This is a genomic window from Paraburkholderia sp. UCT70 (assembly GCF_050434085.1).
GTDB lineage: Bacteria > Pseudomonadota > Gammaproteobacteria > Burkholderiales > Burkholderiaceae > Paraburkholderia > Paraburkholderia tuberum.
The window spans coordinates 1,598,268-1,616,600 of record NZ_JBNPVZ010000002.1; the positions used below are offsets into that span (position 1 = coordinate 1,598,268).

Genomic DNA, 18,333 nt, shown 5'->3' on the forward strand with positions numbered 1-18,333 from the left:
CGGGAAAGATCGGGCGGGGGGAGGCACATCATGAAGCTACTCAAATCGGGCCACCTGTGGCATCACGCGCACGACGTGCATCATGTGCATCATGAGCATCATGTCGGGCGCGAGGGCAGCCACGTGATGCTGCCGCTCGTCGGCATCTCGCTGATGGCGATTGCGCTTTACGTCGGCGTACGCAACATCGATTTCTCCGAACTCGGCAAAAGCGCGCTGTTCGACGTCGTGATGGTGTGCGTCGCGCTCGGCATCGCGGGCCTGTTCGGTGCGGTCGGCGCGTGGCTGCGCTCGAATGGCGACGATGCCGAAGAGGGCTTCTGCTTCATCGGCGCGCTGATCGGCACGGTGGTCTTTTATGTCGCGGTGCTGACGTGACGCGATCCGATCCAGCGCGTGGCGCGCACCCGCAGCGCCATCCATTATCAACGCCCCGTCACACTATGCGCGCCGCTTCGTCGAACGAAAAACGCGGGCTGCGCGCTAACAGCTTTGACGGATCGCCGTGGCCAAGATTGATCAGGAAGTTCGACTTCACCGTCGTGCCCGCAAAAAACGCTTCGTCGACCTTGGCCTGATCGAAGCCCGACATCGGCCCAGTGTCGAGACCGAGCGCACGCGCCGCGAGAATCAGATACCCGCCTTGCAGCGTCGAATTGCGAAACGCCGTGTCCGCAACCAACCGCTCGTTGCCGACGAACCAGCTGCGCGCATCCGCATGGGGAAACAGTTTCGGCAGATACTGGTAGAAGGCCATGTCCATGGCGACGATCACCGTGACGGGCGCGGCCATCGTTTTCTCGAGATTGCCAGCCGACAACGCCGGGCGCAGTTTCTCCTTGCCCTCCGGCGTCCTGACGAACACGAAGCGGCCCGGACTCGAATTGGCCGAGGTCGGGCCGAGCAGTACGAGCTCCATCAGCTCGCGCAGCACGGCGTCGTCGATCGGCTTGTTCTGCCAGCCATTGTGCGTACGCGCGTCGCGAAAGAGCTGCGCGAGCGCCTGATCGGAAAGTGTCATGGAAGTAGTCCGTGCGAAAGAACAGAGGGAACGCGGAGAGCCGCGTCGAATGAAAGAGCAACGCGCGTGAATCAGCGGGTGGGCCAGTGTCGCCATAATAGTCAGGGTTTTGACTTGTCCGCTTGCACCCAGACATTCCGATGAGCACCGATTTATTCAACGACCTGCCGACGCCCGACGTCGACTGGTATCCAGACTGGCTCGCGGCGGCCGACGCCGAACGCCTGTTGGCCCGACTGATCGACGAAGTGCAATGGCGCCAGGACATGATGGGCACGCCCGCCGGCCGGGTTGCACTGCCGCGTCTGACCGCCTGGCAGGGCGAACCGGACGCGGTGTACGTGTACTCGGGCATCCGCAACGTGCCGCAAGCATGGACGCCCGCCGTCGCCGAACTGAAGGCGGCCGTCGAGGCGACCAGCGGCGCGCGTTTTAACAGCGTGCTGCTGAATCGTTACCGCAGTGGCGCCGACAGCATGGGCTGGCACGCGGACCGCGAGCCCGAACTCGGCAAGCAACCGGTGATCGCGTCGGTGAGCCTCGGCGTCGCGCGCAGGTTCGATCTGCAGCACAACCGCAGCGGCGTCGTGCAATCGTTCTCGCTGAAGGGCGGCAGCCTGCTCGTGATGAAGGGCGACACCCAGGCGCAGTGGCGTCATCGGGTGCCGAAGGAGCCGCGCGTGAGCGGCGAGCGCATCAATCTGACGTTTCGCTGGGTCACTCCGAGAATGACGCCGACCTGAGGCAGCGAGCGGCAATGCTCTGACCGGCGCGCTATACCAAAATTGATATCGAGGGCGCGAATCATATGATTGGACGGTTAACGTGTCGCACAGTACGCTACATCACGATCCATGCGCCGTGAGGGCCACGAGGGCCGGGCAGACCGCTGGGTCGTCTACACAACAACGATTGGAGACTGTCATGGCGAATACACGACGTGCCGCGTGTCGCGCTCTGGGCGCGCTCGCGCTTTCCGCGAGTCTCGGAGCGCTGACGCTGGCCACGCCCGGCGCGCATGCCGAGGACAAGAAAATTACGCTCGGTTTTGCGCAGGTCGGTGCGGAAAGCGCATGGCGCACCGCGAATACCGAATCGGTGAAGTCGGCGGCGACGGACGCCGGCATCAACCTCAAATTCTCCGACGCGCAGCAGAAGCAGGAAAACCAGATCAAGGCGATCCGCTCGTATATCGCGCAGAAGGTCGACGTGATCGCGTTCTCGCCGGTCGTCGAATCGGGCTGGGAACCGGTGCTGCTCGAAGCCAAGGCCGCGAAGATTCCGGTGATCCTGACCGACCGCAACATCGACGTGAAGGACACGTCGCTGTACGTGACGATGATCGGCTCGGACTTCCTCGAAGAAGGACGGCGCGGCGGCCACTGGCTCGCGGATCACTACAAGGACAATAAAGGTCCGGTCAACATCGCCGAGCTGCAAGGCACGGTCGGCTCCGCGCCGGCCAACGACCGCCACGCGGGTTTGATCGAAGTGATCAAGAGCGATCCGAAGTTCAAGATCATCGCGTCGCAAAGCGGCGACTTCACGCTCGCCGGCGGCAAGCAGGTGATGGAAGCGTTCATCAAGACCTACGGCAACAAGATCAACGTCGTCTATGCTCATAACGACGACATGGCGCTCGGCGCGATCCAGGCGATGGAAGAAGCCGGCATGCATCCGGGCAAGGACGTCGTGGTGGTTTCGTTCGACGCAACCAAGGGCGGCTTCCAGGCGATGGCCGCCGGCAAGATGAATGTCGACGTCGAGTGCAGCCCGCTGCTCGGACCGCAGCTGATGTCGGCGGTGAAAGACGTCGTGGCTGGCAAGCCGCTGCCGAAGCGCATCCTGACTCAGGAGACTGTCTTCCCGATGAGCGTGGCCGCGCAAACTCTGCCGTCGCGTAAGTACTGACGCGGCGCGCAACGTCGCCGCGGCCGCGCTCGCGCGAGCGCCGCGGCGTGTGCGGTGTTCAGGCGCCGGGGCCAACGGGCTGACGGCGCGAAGGAGATGTGCAGTACGGACGCATCGAACAGGTTTCTCCAGTGGTGCCTGACCGCCCGGGCTGCTTTCTTCTGCAGCGGGCGGTCTCTTTTCAGGAGCATGCGCCCGCGGGAGCATGTCACTGGGGCCTGCCGAACCATGCATAGCCGATCGAGCGAGGTCCATGACCCATTCCGCTACCGAACCGAATCAGCCGGACCAGCCGCAGCGCGGCACGCCGCCGGGCGCGCCAAGCCAACAGAATGACATGAGCGCGCGTGAACCGATTCTGGCGACCTCCGGCGTCAGCAAGACATTTCCGGGCGTCAAGGCGTTGCAACACGTCGACTTCCGCCTGTTTCCCGGCGAGGTCCATACGCTGATGGGCCAGAACGGCGCCGGCAAATCCACGTTGATCAACGTGCTCACCGGCGTGCTCGCACCCGATGCCGGCACGATCCGCCTCGGCGGCGAGGTGGTCGCGTTCGCGTCGCCGCAGGAAGCCGAGGCGGCCGGCGTGCGCACGCTGTACCAGGAAGTGAACCTGTGCCCGAATCTGTCGGTGGCGGAGAACATCTTCGCGGGCCGGCAGCCGCGCCGCTTCGGCGCGATCGACTGGCCCGACATCAAGCGGCGCGCGCAGAAAGCGCTCGCGCGCCTCGACGTGTCGCTCGACGTCACGCGCTCGCTCGACGCCTATCCGATCGCCGTGCAGCAGATGGTCGCGATCGCGCGAGCGTTGTCCGTCGATGCGCGCGTGCTGATTCTCGACGAACCGACTTCGAGCCTCGACGACAGCGAAGTCGCGCAGCTATTCAAAATACTTCGGCATCTTAAGCGATCGGGCATTGCGATCCTGTTCGTCACGCATTTCATCGAGCAGACTTATGCGATCTCCGATCGCATCACGGTGATGCGCAACGGCGAGCGCGAAGGCGAATATCTCGCGCGCGATCTGTCCGCGGATCAGCTGGTCGCGAAGATGGTCGGCCACGAGCGCATGAGCGCGCGTCTGCGCGAAGCGGCGCACGAAGGACAGGCCGCCGACGATCTGCAGGAGGTCGCGCAAGACCACACGGAAGCAACGGCCACGCAGCCGTTCATCGAGCTGCGCGGCGTCGGCCGTCGCGGCACCTTGCAGCCGATCGATCTCGAGATGCAGGCCGGCAAGATTCTCGGCCTCGCGGGTCTGCTCGGCTCGGGCCGCACCGAAACCGCGCGGCTTCTGTTCGGCGCGGATCGCGCGGACAGCGGCACGATCCTCGTCGAAGGGCGCGCCGTGCGGCTGCGCACGCCGCACGACGCGGTGCGCCACGGCATCGGCTATTGCGCGGAAGACCGCAAGAAGGAAGGCATCGTCGCCGAACTGTCGATCCGCGAAAACATCATGCTCGCGTTGCAGGCGCGGCGCGGCTGGTGGCGCAAGATCAGCCGGCAACGCGCACGCGAGCTCGCCGATATGTGGATCGAGCGGCTCGGCATCAAGGCGTCCGACGCCGAACAGCCGATCGCGCTGCTGTCCGGCGGCAACCAGCAGAAGGCGCTGCTCGCACGCTGGCTGGCAACCGATCCCAAACTGCTGATCCTCGACGAGCCGACCCGCGGCATCGACGTCGCCGCGAAGTTCGACATCATGGACCGGCTGCTCGCGCTGTGCGCGAACGGCCTGTCCATCCTGTTCATCTCGTCGGAGATCAGCGAGGTGCTGCGCGTGAGCCATCGCGTCGCGGTGCTGCGCGATCGCCGCAAGATCGCCGAGGTGGCCGGTAAGTCGTCGAACGAGGACAACATCTACCGACTCATCGCAGGGAGCGGCGAATGAAGCTATCGAACTGGTTCGCGCGCGACGGGGTGGAGCGTCCGCTGCTGTGGCCATGCGTGACGCTCGTGTTGCTGGGCGGACTGAATCTGCTGGTCAATCCGCATTTTCTCGCGCTGCGCACGCTCGACGGCCACCTGTTCGGCGCGCCGATCGATATCCTGAATCGCGCGGCGCCGCTCGTGCTGGTCGCGATCGGCATGACGCTCGTGATTGCGACACGCGGCATCGATATTTCGGTCGGCGCGGTGGTCGCGATCGCGGGCGCCGCGGCCGCGACGATACTCGCGACCCAGGCCGTGCCGAGCGGTGCGCTGATCGCGCAGGCGCTGCTGGCCGCGCTCGTCGTCGGCATCTTGAGCGGCATGTGGAACGGGCTGCTCGTGGCGTTCGTCGGCATGCAGCCGATCATCGCGACGCTGATCCTGATGGTCGCGGGCCGCGGCATCGCGCAACTGCTGACCGCCGGGCAGATCATCCCGATCGGCGCGCCCGGCTATCTGTTCGTCGGTGGCGGCTACTGGCTCGGCGTGCCGTGCTCGGTATGGATCGCGACCGTAGCCGTGCTGGCGACCGCCGCCCTGGTGGAGGGCACGGCGCTCGGTCTGTTCATTCGCGCGATCGGCGTGAACCCGGTTGCGACACGGCTCGTCGGCTTGCGCTCGAAGGCGATCGTATTCGCGGTGTACGGCTTCTCGGGCCTGACCGCGGCGCTGGCCGGCATCCTGATCAGCTCGAACGTGCGTAGCGCGGACGGCAACAACGCGGGCTTGCTGCTCGAACTCGACGCGATTCTCGCCGTGACGCTCGGCGGCACGTCGCTGCTCGGCGGCCGCTTCAGTTTCGCGGGCACGGTGCTCGGCGCGCTGATCATCCAGACGCTCACGTACACCACGTATTCGATCGGCGTGCCGCCGGAAGCGACGCTAGTCGTGAAGGCGGCCGTCGTGCTCGCGGTCAGCGTGATCCAGTCGCCGGTGGCACGCGCGCTCGCGGTGTCGTTCGGCGCGTCGCTCGTCAAATCGCGCGGGGTGGCACGATGACGCGCGTTCTCGAAGCACTCGCCCGCGTGGTCGATCCGCGCACGCTGCCGATCGCGGTGACGGTCCTGCTGTTCTGCGCGCTGTTCGGCTTTGGTTCGGTGATGTACACCGGTTTCTTCTCGTGGCAGGTGTTGCTCGATCTGCTCGTCGACAACGCGTTCCTGCTGATCGTCGCGATCGGCATGACGTTCGTGATCGTGTCGGGCGGCATCGATCTGTCGGTGGGCTCGATCGTCGCGCTGACGACGATCGTCGAAGCCGTGCTGTCCGAGCATATGCATGTGTCGGTGTGGCTCATCATTCCGATCGTGCTGTTGATGGGCACGGTGTTCGGCGCGGTGCAGGGGCGCGCTGATTCACTACTTCCGCCTGCAGGCGTTCATCGTGACGCTGGCGGGGATGTTCTTCGCGCGTGGCCTGTGCTTTCTGATCACGACGCAGTCGATCACGATCACCGATCCGACGTTCAAGGCGATCTCCGCGTTTCGTCTCAGCGTCGGCGTCGGTTCGGTATCGGCGAACGTGCTGATCGCGGCCGTGACGCTCGCGGCCGCGATCTATGTCGCCCATTTCACGCGCTTCGGACGCAACGTGTATGCGGTCGGCGGCAATCCGCGCTCGGCGCTGCTGATGGGCCTGCCGGTCGCGCGCACGCGGGTCGGCGTGTATGCGCTGAGCGGCTTCTGTTCGGCGCTCGGCGGCGCGGTGTTCACGTTCTACGTGCTGTCGGGCTATGGGCTGCAAGGGCAGGGCATGGAACTCGATGCGATTGCGGCCACGGTGATCGGCGGCACGCTGCTGACGGGCGGCGTCGGTTATGTGGTCGGCTCGCTGTTCGGCGTCGGCATTCTGGGCACGATTCAGACGCTGATTACGTTCGACGGCACGCTCAGTTCGTGGTGGACGAGGATCGTGATCGGCGCGCTGCTGTGCGCGTTCTGTTTGCTGCAGCGATTGATCGAGCGGCACGCGAAATCGGTCCGTCGGCCCGGCGGCACCAATGCGGTCACGACGACGGGGCATGGGCACGGGCGTGACGAGACGTCGACGACGGCGTCGTCGGATTCGCAGGTGTTGGGGCGGGCGCCGGGCTAGCGCGCGGTCTTCCAGTCGCTTCGAACCACGGCGGCGCGGCGCAAGCCGCGCTGCGTTCACGTTTGTCCGCGCGGCCGCTTCCGAGCGTCCAGCTCATGCCGTTCGCACCGGCATAGACCGCGAACTCGGCGCATTCGCGGATTCGCGCGTCGCCAGCAGGTGCATGCAGCGCTTGAGCGCTGCAATCGTCAGCGCACTGAGCAGCAGACCCGCAATCACATCGGCGAGATAGTGACCGCCTTGCGTCGGCGTCGACAGGATCATCGTCACGTTGAGAGGAATCGCAAACAGCAAAAGCCGTGGCATGCGACGCAGCGCATAGATAAAGACAATAGCGAGCGTCGTGTGAAATGAAGGCATCGACACCACGCCTTGCGCCGACTTGCGCGAGATTGGCGACGCCGTCGCCGGGCACGGTGTAGCCCTTGCCGACGACCCAGAACCGGTCGAGCGCGGTGACGAGGGCCACGACGGCCCCAGCCGCTCAGGTATCGGTTCAGGTAACGCCCACTGCTCCGCTGTTCCCCGTGCTCGTGTTCGTGGCTCGACATTGTGCTCGGCAATTTTTGTTGGCGCTGTCTGATGAAGGATAAGCACAGGTAATGCCTATCGTCTGACGGCCTTGTCGTGACTGGGTCGACCGGGCCGACAGGCTGTGATCGACTGGCTCGGCTGTCCGGAACGTGGCAGCGTTGAGACGTGTGTTTCCCGTCGCTACGCGGGTGCGCAGCGTCGTTGCCGATGAGCACGTTTCCGTTTGCGTGACCTATTATCAGAAAGAGTTGTGAACAGTACGACTGCGGTTGCAATGCAATCCGCGAATCGTGCAACTGAATGCAGATGCCGTGGAGAAAGAGCGATGGTTCGCACGGAAATACTCGACGCGCTGCGGGCATACACCGATCCGTTCCGCGTCACGAGCGGCAAAGATTTCTTCCTGAAGAATTTCGATCCCGGCGAGACGGTGGGACTCAGAATGCATAAGGAAGAGGCGCAGCAACTACTCCAGCGCGGGTCGAAATGGCTCGCGATGGAGCAGGAGATCCTCTACGCGCAGGATTCCTGGTCTGTGCTGCTGGTGTTCCAGGCCATGGACGCCGCGGGAAAGGATGGGACGATCAAGCACGTGATGTCGCGCGTCAATCCGCAGGGGTGCGATGTCATCTCGTTCAAGCAGCCGTCGGATGAGGAGCTCTCCCACGACTTCCTTTGGCGCTATTCCAGGAAAGTGCCCGAGCGCGGGCACATCGGCATTTTCAACCGCTCGTACTATGAGGAGGTGCTGGTGGTGCGCGTGCATCAGCATCTGCTCCATGCGCAGAAGATCCCAGCGGCACGGGTCGGCAACAACATATGGGACGAGCGGCTCGCCGACATCGCGCGCTTCGAGGACTATCTGACGCGCCAGGGCGTGGTCATTCTCAAGTTCTATCTGAACCTGTCGTACGGGGAGCAGAAGAGGCGATTCATGGATCGCCTCGACAATCCCGACAAGCACTGGAAGTTTTCCGCAGCCGACGTTCGCGAGCGTCGCTACTGGAACGACTATATGCACGCCTATGAAGAGGCGATCCGCGCGACGGCCTCCGAAGCGGCTCCGTGGTTCGTCGTGCCCGCCGACAACAAACCTTTCACGCGCCTCATCGTCGCGGCCGCGATCGTCGAGGCCGTCGAGAAGCTCGACCTCGAATATCCGAAAGCCACGCAAGAGCAGATGAAGGATCTCGCCGCCGCGAGGGAGGAATTCGACGCTGAAGCGTTGGACGAGACGAGACCCGATCAACCCGGGGACGATCCAGACCATTGAGAGCGGCCCCTGACCCGAAATCACTGGAACCGGGAGACACGAGGATGAGCTCAGTTGAGAGTGCGACGCCGTGGCATGCGATGCCGGCCGGTGACATCGAACGGCAGTTCAACGTCGATCCCGCGCAGGGCCTCGATGTAACGGAAGCGAGCGGGCGGCTGTCCACCTATGGGCCGAACCGCCTCCCGCAGGGCAAGAAGAGGGGGCCAGTCGTACGCTTCCTGATGCAGCTTCACAACGTTCTGATCTACGTGCTGGTCGCGGCCGGTTTCGTCAAGTTCATGCTGGGCCTGTGGCTCGATGGCTCGGTCATTCTGGCCGTCGTCATCCTCAACTCGCTGCTCGGCTTCCTGCAGGAAGGACGCGCCGAGAAGGCGCTCGACTCGATTCGCAACATGCTGTCCGCGGAAGCGCGCGTTATGCGTGGCGGAGCGGTTCGCTTGATCCCCGCCGAGGAACTCGTTCCTGGCGACATCGTGCTACTGGAATCGGGCGACAAAATCCCGGCGGACATGCGTCTCGTCGACGCCAGGAACCTGCGCACGGAAGAAGCGGCTCTCACGGGGGAATCCCTCCCGGCCGAGAAGGGCACCGCGCCGGTACCCGCCAAAGCCACGGTCGGCGACCGCGAGAACATGGCGTTCTGCGGCACGATGGTCTTGTCGGGCCGGGCAACCGGCGTCGTGGTGACGACCGGGAGCCAGACGGAACTCGGCCGGATCAACCAGATGCTCGCCGAGGTCAGCGCGCTCGAGACGCCGCTGCTGCGCCAGATCAAGAAGTTCGGCTACGTCATCACGGCAGTGATCGCCGTTGTCAGCGTGCTGCTCTTCTCCTGGGGGCACTGGCTCGGACACATGACCTTCGTCGAGCTGTTCCAGGCCATCGTGGGGATTGCGGTATCGGTCATCCCGGAAGGCCTGCCGGCGCTCATCACCATCACGCTCGCCATCGGCGTGCAGCGCATGGCCCAGCGCAACGCCATTATTCGCCGCCTGCCGGCGGTCGAAACGCTGGGCGCCGTCTCGCGCATCTGCTCGGATAAAACGGGCACGCTGACCCTGATGGAGATGATGGTGACCTCCGTCGTAACGGCCGAAGCGGCCTATGCCGTTACGGGCGACGGCTACGCCAGCGAAGGAGAGGTCAGCGCGGATGGCAAGCCGCTCGGCGCCGCGCCGGACGTGCTCAAGCTGATGGGCCGCGTGTCGCTATTGTGCAACGACGCCGAGCTCTTCGAGGAAGACGGAAAATGGAAAGTGGAAGGTGACCCGACCGAGGGCGCGCTCTATCCGTTCGCTTCCAAGCTGGGCATGGACCGCGCCGCCGAGACGGCCGCCGCGCCGAGGATCGACGCGATCCCCTTCGAGTCCGAGCACAAGTTCATGGCGACGCTGAACCGTTCGACGGACGGCGAAATGCTGCTGGTCAAAGGCGCGCCAGAGGTGATCCTCGACCACTGCGACCGGCAGCAGACGGCGCAAGGCCCGGCGCCGCTCGATCGCGAGCACTTCGCGAGGGAGGGCGACCGGCTCGCCGCGCAAGGTGAGCGCGTGCTCGGGCTCGCGTGGCTGTCGGACCCGGGCCTGCGTACGGGCGGCCTCGGGCCGCAGGACCTGCCGCGTACCCTCGTACTGCTCGGCCTCGTGGGCCTGATGGACCCGCCGCGCAAAGAAGCGATCGACGCCGTGCGCGAATGCCACGGTGGCGGCATTCGCGTGACGATGATCACGGGCGACCACAAGATCACGGCGGCGGCAATCGCAAGAATGCTGGGCATCGGCGACGGCAAGACCGCCGTGTCCGGCACCGAGATCGAGGCGATGAACGATGCGGCGCTGCAGGAATGCGTGCGCGGCGTCGACGTGTTCGCGCGCGCGAGTCCCGAGCACAAACTGCGGCTCGTCAAGGCGATCCAGGCGAATCGGCAGATCGTCGCGATGACGGGCGACGGCGTCAACGATGCGCCGGCGCTCAAGAAAGCCGACATCGGTGTCGCGATCGGGATCAAGGGCACCGAGGTGACGAAGGAGGCGGCGGGCATGATCCTCGCCGACGACAATTTCGCGTCGATCTCCGCGGCGGTGAAGGAAGGGCGCACGGTCTACAACAACATCGAGAAAGCGATGCTGTTCATGCTGCCGACCAATGTCGCGCAAGGCGCGGTGATCGCGGTGGCGATCCTGTTCGCCTTCACGCTGCCGATCACGGCGCCGCAGATCCTGTGGGTCAATATGGTTACTTCCGTCGCGCTCGGCCTGACCATTTCGTTCGAGCCGCACGAGGCAGACGTGATGCGCCGCTCGCCACGCGCAATCGACCGGCCGATCGTCACGAGCTTCGGCATCTGGCGCATCCTGTTCGTCGGCGCGGCGCTCGTGCTCTATACGCTGTCCACCTTCTTCTGGATGAAGTCGCAAGGGGCGTCGGATCAGATGGCGCGCACGGCCGCGGTCAACGCCATTACGCTGGGCCAGGTGTTCTATCTGCTCAACATCCGGTATCTGCTCGATTCGTCGCTGTCCGTGCGCGCCCATATAGGCAATCGCTATCTCTGGTACGGAATAGCCGGCGTCGTGGTCTTGCAGCTTCTGTTCACCTATACGTTCCCGTTCCATGCCATTTTCCACACTGAGGCTCTGCCCTTGTCGGCGTGGGGGTGGCTCGTCGGTGGTGGCATCCTGTTTTTCCTCGTGGTGGAGATCGAGAAGCTCGTTTTCCGGCTTACCCCTGCATTGAGAGGATTTGTGACGTCGCAACAGGAGGGCGCGGCCTTGCGCAATGATCCCGCGAGGTAGGCCGCCTTGGCGGCCGCCTGCTACATCTCATGCACGCGGCGGAGGATGAAAAACAGATTAGCCGAGACTGCATTCACGATCGGTATCCGCTCGAAAGGCCGGTTCAGCTTCATGCCGATATTGGCCAGGGCGTTGAGCGCTCCGCCGCCCTTTACGCCTTTTGCGAAGGTGGGAAAGACCTGATGATAGCCGCATTCTTCCAGTACGAATCCCGACCTGAGAAACAGGCGCCTCGCGTCGCTGAGACTGTACAGCCGATTATGGCCCGTGTACTTCTTCATGACTCTGCACGCGTTTTCGGTCACCGATAAGCGGTTAGGTAAAAATGTGATTATCAGCAAACCGTCGTCTTTCAGCACGCGCCATAGCTCATCGAGGCTCTTTTGCTCGCGGGCAACGTGCTCGAGTACACCGCTTCCGATCACCACGTCGAATTGATTGTCTTCGTAGGGCAGCAGAAATTCATGATCGAGCGATGCGAAAGATAACCCGGCGTACTCATGGAATTCCGCGAATTCCCCATCCTTGCAGATGTCGCAGCCATATATATCGATGTCATGGTAGAGCGTGCGAAGCATGCACGAATCTGGGGCGTGCCGGCATCCCCAGTCGAGCACTTTCATGCCACGCTTGATATACGGTGCGTAAATTTCGAACGCGCGCACGTGGCGATCGAGACTCGCGTTGTTGGCAATGACCGATTGCACATAGTCCCGGTATTCACCATCGCTACGATGTGCAATGTAGTCCTCGCAAAGCTTGGCATAAGTCGCCTTGACCTGCTGCAATTCATTGCTCGGGATCGTTTCAGTGTCGGTGGGTTTATGCATATATCCCTCATGGCGGTGCGAACGATACGACGAATTTCAGGCTCTACCGGGCCAGTATGCTGGTAATCCTTGGTCCATGTTGAGGTCTGCGCAATCCGCTTCCGCAGTACCGGCTTTCGCTGCCCGAGTGACATCGGGGTTGAGAGGTTCGCGGGATGTTGACTACTCCGATTTTGAGCGCTGATGGACTGCGTTTGGCGAGACCTGCGGCAGCAACTACCTGGATAAAGCCGCGATAGTGAACGGGTTCAAGTTTTGAAGGATAGCAGTTGAATTTGTCAAAACTGGTCGGGGAACCTCTCCATTTCGCGCCTTATTCTGATGGTTTTGCGCCTTGACGCTCATCCGTTGTGTTCGAGCGAACATCAGTGCCAACCTCCCGTTGCTCGGCCGTCTTATTCAGCGTTAACTTAACAATGCGGTCGAACAGCGCGATGTCCGTCAGGTAGATCGTGACCGACAGAAGCCTGCGTTCAAGGTATCTAATGATGCGCGAGCATGTGGAGAGCGAACGACCTGCATGGCATTCGACTCCGTCATCGATAGCTCGAGGACTCTTGTATGAAACGTTTTTGCTGCACGCTGGCTGTTCTCATGCTATCCGCCCATATCTATGCCGATCCGCTCGACCACGGCGAACTCGTGACGTTTGCGTCGCGCGAAGGAGCCACGCAAAGCATTTTTGTCGAGTCGCCTTCGTCGAGCCCGGCGTGGGTCGTCGTTCTGTTCGGAGGCACGCCGGGCGCCCTGCATCTGGACACTACCGGCGCGACGACGCTCAAGGGCAATTTCCTGATCCGCTCAGCTCACCATTGGATCGATCGAGGAGACGCCGTGGTGCTGGTCGATACGCCGTCCGACCGTGCGCCGGGCGTCGATGACCTGTTCCGTCGCAGCAAGGAGTCGTTCGCCGACACGCAGGCCATCGTGGCAAGGTTGCGCGAGCGGTTTCCAAAGTCGAAGATTGCGCTGATCGGGACGAGCGCAGGCACGGTGTCGGTCGGCAACGCGCTGGAACGCGATCCAAACATCGCGGATGCCTTTGTCCTGACTTCACCGGTCACGGTTTCCCACAAGGGGGGCGGCGCGACTATCTCCGATCTTGACGTGGATGGCACTACACATCGGGTGCTCGTTGTCTCCAACCGGAACGACCAATGCGTGTCGTCGCCGGCATATGCGGGTAAGCGGCTGGCCGAGAGCAACCACTTTGCGTATGACGAAGTCGGTTCGACGGAGGGAGAAGGCGATACGTCAACAAGGTGCGGTGGGCACTCGCCGCATGGGTTTCTTGGGATCGAGACTGAGGTGCTAGCGAATATTCATGGCTGGCTGCACGGCCAACCGTTACAGAAGCAGTAATGTTTTCCCGGCAGCGGGATGGACCCGCTGGGGTACGGAGCTCCGGGAAGTTCGCACGAAGTCAGCGGCAGTTCCCCGGGAGCAACGGTCGTCAGCTCGTAACGGTGCGACACGTCATTGGCCATTGCCGACGCACTGCGCGCAAGCGTGCTTCGCCTGTGGATGGACGATTGCGAGCCCGGAGCACCTCATCTGGACGACGTCATTCGCTTCGATGAAGCGATCGACCAGGCACTTGCCGAATCGGTCAGCTTTTTCAGCGCGCAGGTCGAGCAGAATCGAAACCTGCTGCTTGTCATGCTCGGACACGACATGCGCAACCCGCTCCAGGCGATTCAGATGACGGCATCCTATCTGGCCGCTCTGAATGCGGGGCAGCGAGTATCGGAAGCAGCCGCCCGCCTGATCCTTAGCGGAGCGCGGATCCAGGGGCTGCTGGATGACCTGTGCGATTTCAACCGGACGCGGCTGGGCCTGGGCATCAACGTCATGCCAACGAGTATCGATCTTGCGGGCGTGCTTGCCGACGAAATCGATGAACTGCGTGCGGTTCACTCTGACCGGCAGATCGAGCTTCAGGTGAGGGGCAATTTACACGGAGTGTGGGATGGCCGGCGCCTGCAGCAATTGCTTCAGAACCTGGTACTCGATGCCATCAAGTATGGGGCACAGGATACGCCGGTGCGCGTGGAGGTGACCGGAGACGCAACCCAGGTTTATATCGATGTCAGAAACAGCGGACCCGCCATCGAGCATGAAACCTTGGCGCGCATTTTCGATCCCTTGACGCGGGAGCCGAGCAACAAAGCGAACATGACAGGGCGGCCAGCCTGGGGCTGGGTCTGTATATTGCCAGCGAAATCGCCAAGGCCCATCACGGTGCGATCGAGTCGCGATCCGCGAGACCGAGACCTCGTTTTCCGTGTCACTCCCCCGTGCGGATGCGACCGCAAACGGGGATTGACGATTCGTTGCAGTCACGCACATCGACCGACTCTGCAGTACGCAATCCGGTTGGACGCTGCTAATTGCATTGCAGCAAAGGCGCCGCCGCCGTCAGCAGCCGCAGCCGGGCGACTGCGCGGCAAGCGCGGAGTTGTGCCCTTGCCGATCGTCCGCCCGCTGCCTGCCACGACGCATCACTGGATCGGCGGTACCACGCCGAGCTTTTCGGCGAGCATCCTTTCGTAGACACCAAAGTGCAGATCGACCTCTTCCTGGGTGACTACGGTCACTGAAATATTGACCTGCGCGGGCTGCAGGCCCAGGACGGTCGCTATCGCCGCTTCCAGCTGCGCCGCGCAAAGCCGGTCGTCGGCGAACGTGGTGCCGACCGCAATCTCGTAGGCGGTTTCCTGCAGGAATATCACTTCAACCAGCCGCGCACGCGCGCTCATGTTGCTGTCGATCGCCAGCCGGATGACTTCGACCGCCGTGCGCATCGTCTCAGTCGGGAACCCCTTTGTTGAGCGCAACCTGATTCGATGCTGGCCAAGGGTCAGCCAATCGTATGCGAATTCCATGGTGTCCTCGCATGGTCGTCAGGACCTCGTGAAGATAGGGATGTGACCTCCCGGCTTCAGGAACAGAAAGCCGCAAAATCCCCTTGAAATTTTCGTTTGGGATTCTATTCTGAATTCCGCTCAGGCAGTCGCGCCGGCATTCCGGCGCGCTGCGTGTTTCGATTTGTTTGCCGGCAGCATGGCGGACGGACTGGAGCGCGTAGGCCGGTTCGTTTCCCTGCTGCATCGAAGGAGGAAACGATCATGAGTGATCTCTACTTCGGGACCGACCTTTTCAGCGAGTTCGACCGTCTGCAACGGCAGATGGCGAGCCTCTTCGGCGGCTTCCCCTCCAGCATCCGTTCCGGGCGCTTCGGCGCCTTCCCGCAGGTCAACATCGGCTCGACCGACGACTCTATCGAGATCGTCGCGTTCGCCCCAGGCGTCGATCCGGCGAAGCTCGATGTGTCGATTGACAAGGGGCTGCTGACCATCAGCGGCGAGCGCCAGACGGGACAGCCGGAAGCGACCGGCGACGACGTGCGTACCTATGCGCAGGAGCGCTTCACCGGCTCTTTCCGGCGCGTCATTGAACTGCCGCAGCATGCCGACCCCGACAAGGTGACGGCGCAGTACACCAATGGCTGCCTGACCGTGAGCATCGGCAAGCGGGAGACGTCGAAGCCGCGGGCCATCACTGTTCAATGAAACCGGTCGCAGAACTGAGGAGGACATCATGAACGACACGACAGAACTTGCCAGGAAAGACGAAACGGCGGTGGCCCGTCGCGAAGACGAGCAGTCGCAACGCCCGATCACGCTAACGCCGCCCGTAGACATCTTCGAGGATAGCCAGGGCGTCACCCTGTGGGCTGATCTGCCCGGCGTTACAAAGGACCGCCTTGATGTGAAGGTACACGATGGCAACCTGTACATCGAGGCCGAGGCGGTGGTGCCCACGCCGGCGGGGCTGCGCCTGCAACATGCGGAGATCCGCCAGCCGCATTTCGCGCGGGCGTTCGCTCTTGGGGCTGACTTTGACGCAACGAAAATCGATGCGAACCTGAAGGACGGCGTGCTGAAACTGACGATACCGCGCCGCGACGAAGCCCGGCCGCGCCGGATCGAGGTGCGGACGGACTGAAGTCGGCAGGTGGGCAACAACGACAGGGAGAAAACCGGTGGCGGTCGTCTGGCCGCCACCTACTGATTGCGGAGGCCTGGATGCGGACGTCATACATGAATGCTGGCGCGGACGCACGCTCAGCATACGGCGCGGTGCCGGTACGTGAGATCAGGACGCACCGCGGATCGCGAGGCGGCCGTGGCGGCGTTCCGCAGATGCAGTCCGGAATGTCGAGGGCAGAGTCGCGACTTCAGCGCAATGACAGGAATCCGGTTCTCCGGCCAGACTGTAGAGGAGGATACGATGAATCCGGATCCGAAAAAGTGGAATCCCTTCAAGTTCCTACGCGGGGCGGCCCGCAAGTCCGATGCGGAAAGCCTGGAAAGCCCCTCGGCGAACGAACAGTGGCGTGCCCCGTGGCCTGACATTCCGCGGCCGTTCGCACGCGAACCGTGGCGTGCTTTGGAAGAGTTCTTCCATGACCCGTTTGCAGGTCGCGGTTCGCTCGAACGATGGTTTGGCGACTTCAGTTCATCGCGCTTCCAGCCGCGCATCGACGTCGTCGACGAAGGGAAGGTACTGCGCGTGACCGCCGAACTGCCCGGGATGGAGCGCGAAGACCTGAATGTTAGCGTCGAGGACGGGGCGATCGTGTTGCGCGGCGAAAAGAAACAGGACGTACGCAGCGAGGAAGACGGCTGCTACCGGCTCGAGCGCGCCTATGGAAGCTTCATGCGCACTATCCCGATGCCGGAAAACGCCGACCCCGATCACGCCCTGGCAAAGTTTGACAATGGAGTGCTCACGTTGACCGTGCCAAAATCGGAGCCGGCGCGATCCACGAGTCGCACGATCATCGGCTAGGCCAAACAGGCAAGAAGTGCCCCGGTCGCGGGGAACCTCGGGCGAGTCGGGCCGTTAGCTCAGCCGGTAGAGCAGCGGACTTTTAATCCGTTGGTCACTGGTTCGAATCCAGTACGGCCTACCCTGGCGGCACGATCGAGTCGGACCTTGCAGGCGCGACATCACTGGATGCCCAGTGCCCGGTCAAGCGGGGCAGGATGAGCGCATTGCCCCCGAGTCCGACGTGCGGAAGGTTCTGCTTAGCGAGTAGGGCCTCGGCTATTGTTAAACGAATAGTATTGAGCCACCAGATCGAGGAAGGCGCGTGTCACGAACCCAGCGCTGTAACCGGCCTTTACAACGATGAGACCGGCAGGCGAGTTGTTCCGCGAAGCCGAGGAGGCTCAGCGCAGTATTCAACCGCTGCCGCGTCCTCAAACCGGCCAGTACCTCGTAGCTATCCATGTGCGTATCGACCGGTGATAGCGCTTGGGAAAGTCACGCGACAACCACTGAGCGATACCCGCGCTCTATCTAGCCCCCACGACCAGCGATGCGGCGAGCCCAGAAGGCGTCTCGCCCCAAATTTTATGTTGCGCCGCATCTAAAACCATCCTATAACCATCCATATGGATGGCGAAAGGATGGTGCGATGAAGAAACCCGCGGTATTGGACACCCCCCGCTCGAAAGGCGGCGACTCGGAAAAAATCACGATCAACCTCGGACCCGTCGACCTCGGGCAGATCGATCTCCTGGTTGAAGAAGGCTTCTATGCGAATCGGACCGACCTGATCCGAACGGCGATTCGCAACCAGCTCGCGCTACATGCGCGGGTCGTCCAGGAAACGGTTGCGCGTCGTTCGCTCGTGCTCGGGCTGCAGCATTTCTCCAGGCAGGATCTCGAGGCGATTCGAGCCGAGCGCGAGCGTCTCAACATTCAGGTCCTGGGATTGGCCAGCATTGCCGCCGATGTCTCCCCGGAACTCGCGCTCGCGACTATCGAAAGCGTCGTGGTGCTGGGAGCCTTTCACGCTTCGCCCGCAGTCAAGACGGCGCTTGCCGGCAGAATCCACTAGCCGCGCGAGGCCCCCCTCAACACCGGTAA

General features: G+C 62.8%; 16 protein-coding genes, 1 tRNA gene and 2 pseudogenes. 15 read left to right on the top strand and 4 right to left on the bottom strand.

Going from position 1 to position 18,333, the window contains the following annotated elements; all coding sequences use genetic code 11:
* Window positions 1–30: 30 nt before the first annotated feature.
* Window positions 31–378: a hypothetical protein gene (locus OKW41_RS09710; RefSeq protein WP_429572308.1), complete on the top strand. Its 348-nt coding sequence runs from the start codon at window positions 31–33 to the stop codon at window positions 376–378.
* A 58-nt stretch (window positions 379–436) separates the two neighbouring features.
* Here OKW41_RS09710 and OKW41_RS09715 read toward each other — a convergent pair whose 3' ends face one another.
* Window positions 437–1,021, bottom strand: coding sequence for a malonic semialdehyde reductase (locus tag OKW41_RS09715; protein WP_429572309.1), 585 nt, complete (start codon window positions 1,019–1,021; stop codon window positions 437–439).
* 140 nt (window positions 1,022–1,161) lie between these two features.
* On the opposite strand from OKW41_RS09715, the gene OKW41_RS09720 reads away from it, so the two are divergent.
* From OKW41_RS09720 to yjfF, 5 genes and pseudogenes are all read left to right on the top strand, one after another.
* Entirely contained in the window at window positions 1,162–1,764 is a 603-nt protein-coding gene (locus OKW41_RS09720) for an alpha-ketoglutarate-dependent dioxygenase AlkB family protein (protein ID WP_090806179.1), read from the top strand.
* Window positions 1,765–1,945: 181 nt separating this feature from the next.
* A complete protein-coding gene (locus tag OKW41_RS09725; RefSeq protein WP_429572310.1) occupies window positions 1,946–2,932 on the top strand; it encodes an ABC transporter substrate-binding protein in 987 nt (328 codons plus the stop codon).
* Between the two features lie 253 nt (window positions 2,933–3,185).
* Entirely contained in the window at window positions 3,186–4,823 is a 1,638-nt protein-coding gene (locus tag OKW41_RS09730; RefSeq protein WP_429572311.1) for a sugar ABC transporter ATP-binding protein, read from the top strand.
* Window positions 4,820–5,863: an ABC transporter permease gene (locus OKW41_RS09735; RefSeq protein ID WP_429572312.1), complete on the top strand. Its 1,044-nt coding sequence runs from the start codon at window positions 4,820–4,822 to the stop codon at window positions 5,861–5,863. Before OKW41_RS09730 ends, OKW41_RS09735 begins: the two co-directional genes overlap by 4 nt.
* Window positions 5,860–6,958, top strand: a pseudogene (yjfF, locus tag OKW41_RS09740) (galactofuranose ABC transporter, permease protein YjfF). Before OKW41_RS09735 ends, yjfF begins: the two are co-directional and overlap by 4 nt.
* A 93-nt stretch (window positions 6,959–7,051) precedes the next feature.
* On the opposite strand, the gene OKW41_RS09745 reads toward yjfF, so the two are convergent.
* A complete protein-coding gene (locus OKW41_RS09745; protein ID WP_429572313.1) occupies window positions 7,052–7,555 on the bottom strand; it encodes a phosphatase PAP2 family protein in 504 nt (167 codons plus the stop codon).
* A gap of 262 nt (window positions 7,556–7,817) precedes the next feature.
* On the opposite strand from OKW41_RS09745, the gene OKW41_RS09750 reads away from it, so the two are divergent.
* Window positions 7,818–8,765: a polyphosphate kinase 2 family protein gene (locus tag OKW41_RS09750; RefSeq protein WP_429446603.1), complete on the top strand. Its 948-nt coding sequence runs from the start codon at window positions 7,818–7,820 to the stop codon at window positions 8,763–8,765.
* Window positions 8,766–8,809: 44 nt separating this feature from the next.
* Window positions 8,810–11,563 (top strand): HAD-IC family P-type ATPase, encoded by a 2,754-nt coding sequence (locus OKW41_RS09755; protein WP_429572314.1) that lies wholly within the window; start codon window positions 8,810–8,812, stop codon window positions 11,561–11,563.
* A gap of 20 nt (window positions 11,564–11,583) precedes the next feature.
* Here OKW41_RS09755 and OKW41_RS09760 read toward each other — a convergent pair whose 3' ends face one another.
* The gene (locus tag OKW41_RS09760; protein WP_429572315.1) at window positions 11,584–12,393 is read right to left on the bottom strand and encodes a class I SAM-dependent methyltransferase; all 810 of its coding nucleotides are present in this window, start codon (window positions 12,391–12,393) and stop codon (window positions 11,584–11,586) included.
* A gap of 561 nt (window positions 12,394–12,954) precedes the next feature.
* On the opposite strand from OKW41_RS09760, the gene OKW41_RS09765 reads away from it, so the two are divergent.
* Both OKW41_RS09765 and OKW41_RS09770 read left to right on the top strand, forming a co-directional pair.
* On the top strand, window positions 12,955–13,755 hold the full coding sequence (locus OKW41_RS09765; protein WP_429572316.1) for an alpha/beta hydrolase: 801 nt from the start codon (window positions 12,955–12,957) through the stop codon (window positions 13,753–13,755).
* Between the two features lie 132 nt (window positions 13,756–13,887).
* Window positions 13,888–14,719 (top strand): annotated as a pseudogene (locus tag OKW41_RS09770) (sensor histidine kinase); the annotation flags it as partial.
* A 175-nt stretch (window positions 14,720–14,894) separates the two neighbouring features.
* Here OKW41_RS09770 and OKW41_RS09775 read toward each other — a convergent pair.
* The gene (locus OKW41_RS09775) at window positions 14,895–15,278 is read right to left on the bottom strand and encodes a hypothetical protein (protein WP_429572317.1); all 384 of its coding nucleotides are present in this window, start codon (window positions 15,276–15,278) and stop codon (window positions 14,895–14,897) included.
* Between the two features lie 243 nt (window positions 15,279–15,521).
* Between OKW41_RS09775 and OKW41_RS09780 the strand changes: the two genes are divergently transcribed.
* The 5 genes from OKW41_RS09780 to OKW41_RS09800 all read left to right on the top strand — a co-directional run bounded on the left by OKW41_RS09780 (window position 15,522) and on the right by OKW41_RS09800 (window position 18,304).
* Window positions 15,522–15,965, top strand: a complete 444-nt coding sequence (locus tag OKW41_RS09780; protein ID WP_429572318.1) for an Hsp20/alpha crystallin family protein — start codon at window positions 15,522–15,524, stop codon at window positions 15,963–15,965.
* A 28-nt stretch (window positions 15,966–15,993) separates the two neighbouring features.
* A complete protein-coding gene (locus OKW41_RS09785; protein WP_429572319.1) occupies window positions 15,994–16,401 on the top strand; it encodes an Hsp20/alpha crystallin family protein in 408 nt (135 codons plus the stop codon).
* 285 nt (window positions 16,402–16,686) lie between these two features.
* Window positions 16,687–17,247: an Hsp20/alpha crystallin family protein gene (locus OKW41_RS09790; protein ID WP_429572320.1), complete on the top strand. Its 561-nt coding sequence runs from the start codon at window positions 16,687–16,689 to the stop codon at window positions 17,245–17,247.
* Window positions 17,248–17,295: 48 nt separating this feature from the next.
* Window positions 17,296–17,368: transfer RNA gene (locus OKW41_RS09795), tRNA-Lys, on the top strand.
* Window positions 17,369–17,878: 510 nt separating this feature from the next.
* Window positions 17,879–18,304 (top strand): CopG family transcriptional regulator, encoded by a 426-nt coding sequence (locus OKW41_RS09800; protein WP_429572321.1) that lies wholly within the window; start codon window positions 17,879–17,881, stop codon window positions 18,302–18,304.
* Window positions 18,305–18,333: the final 29 nt, after the last annotated feature.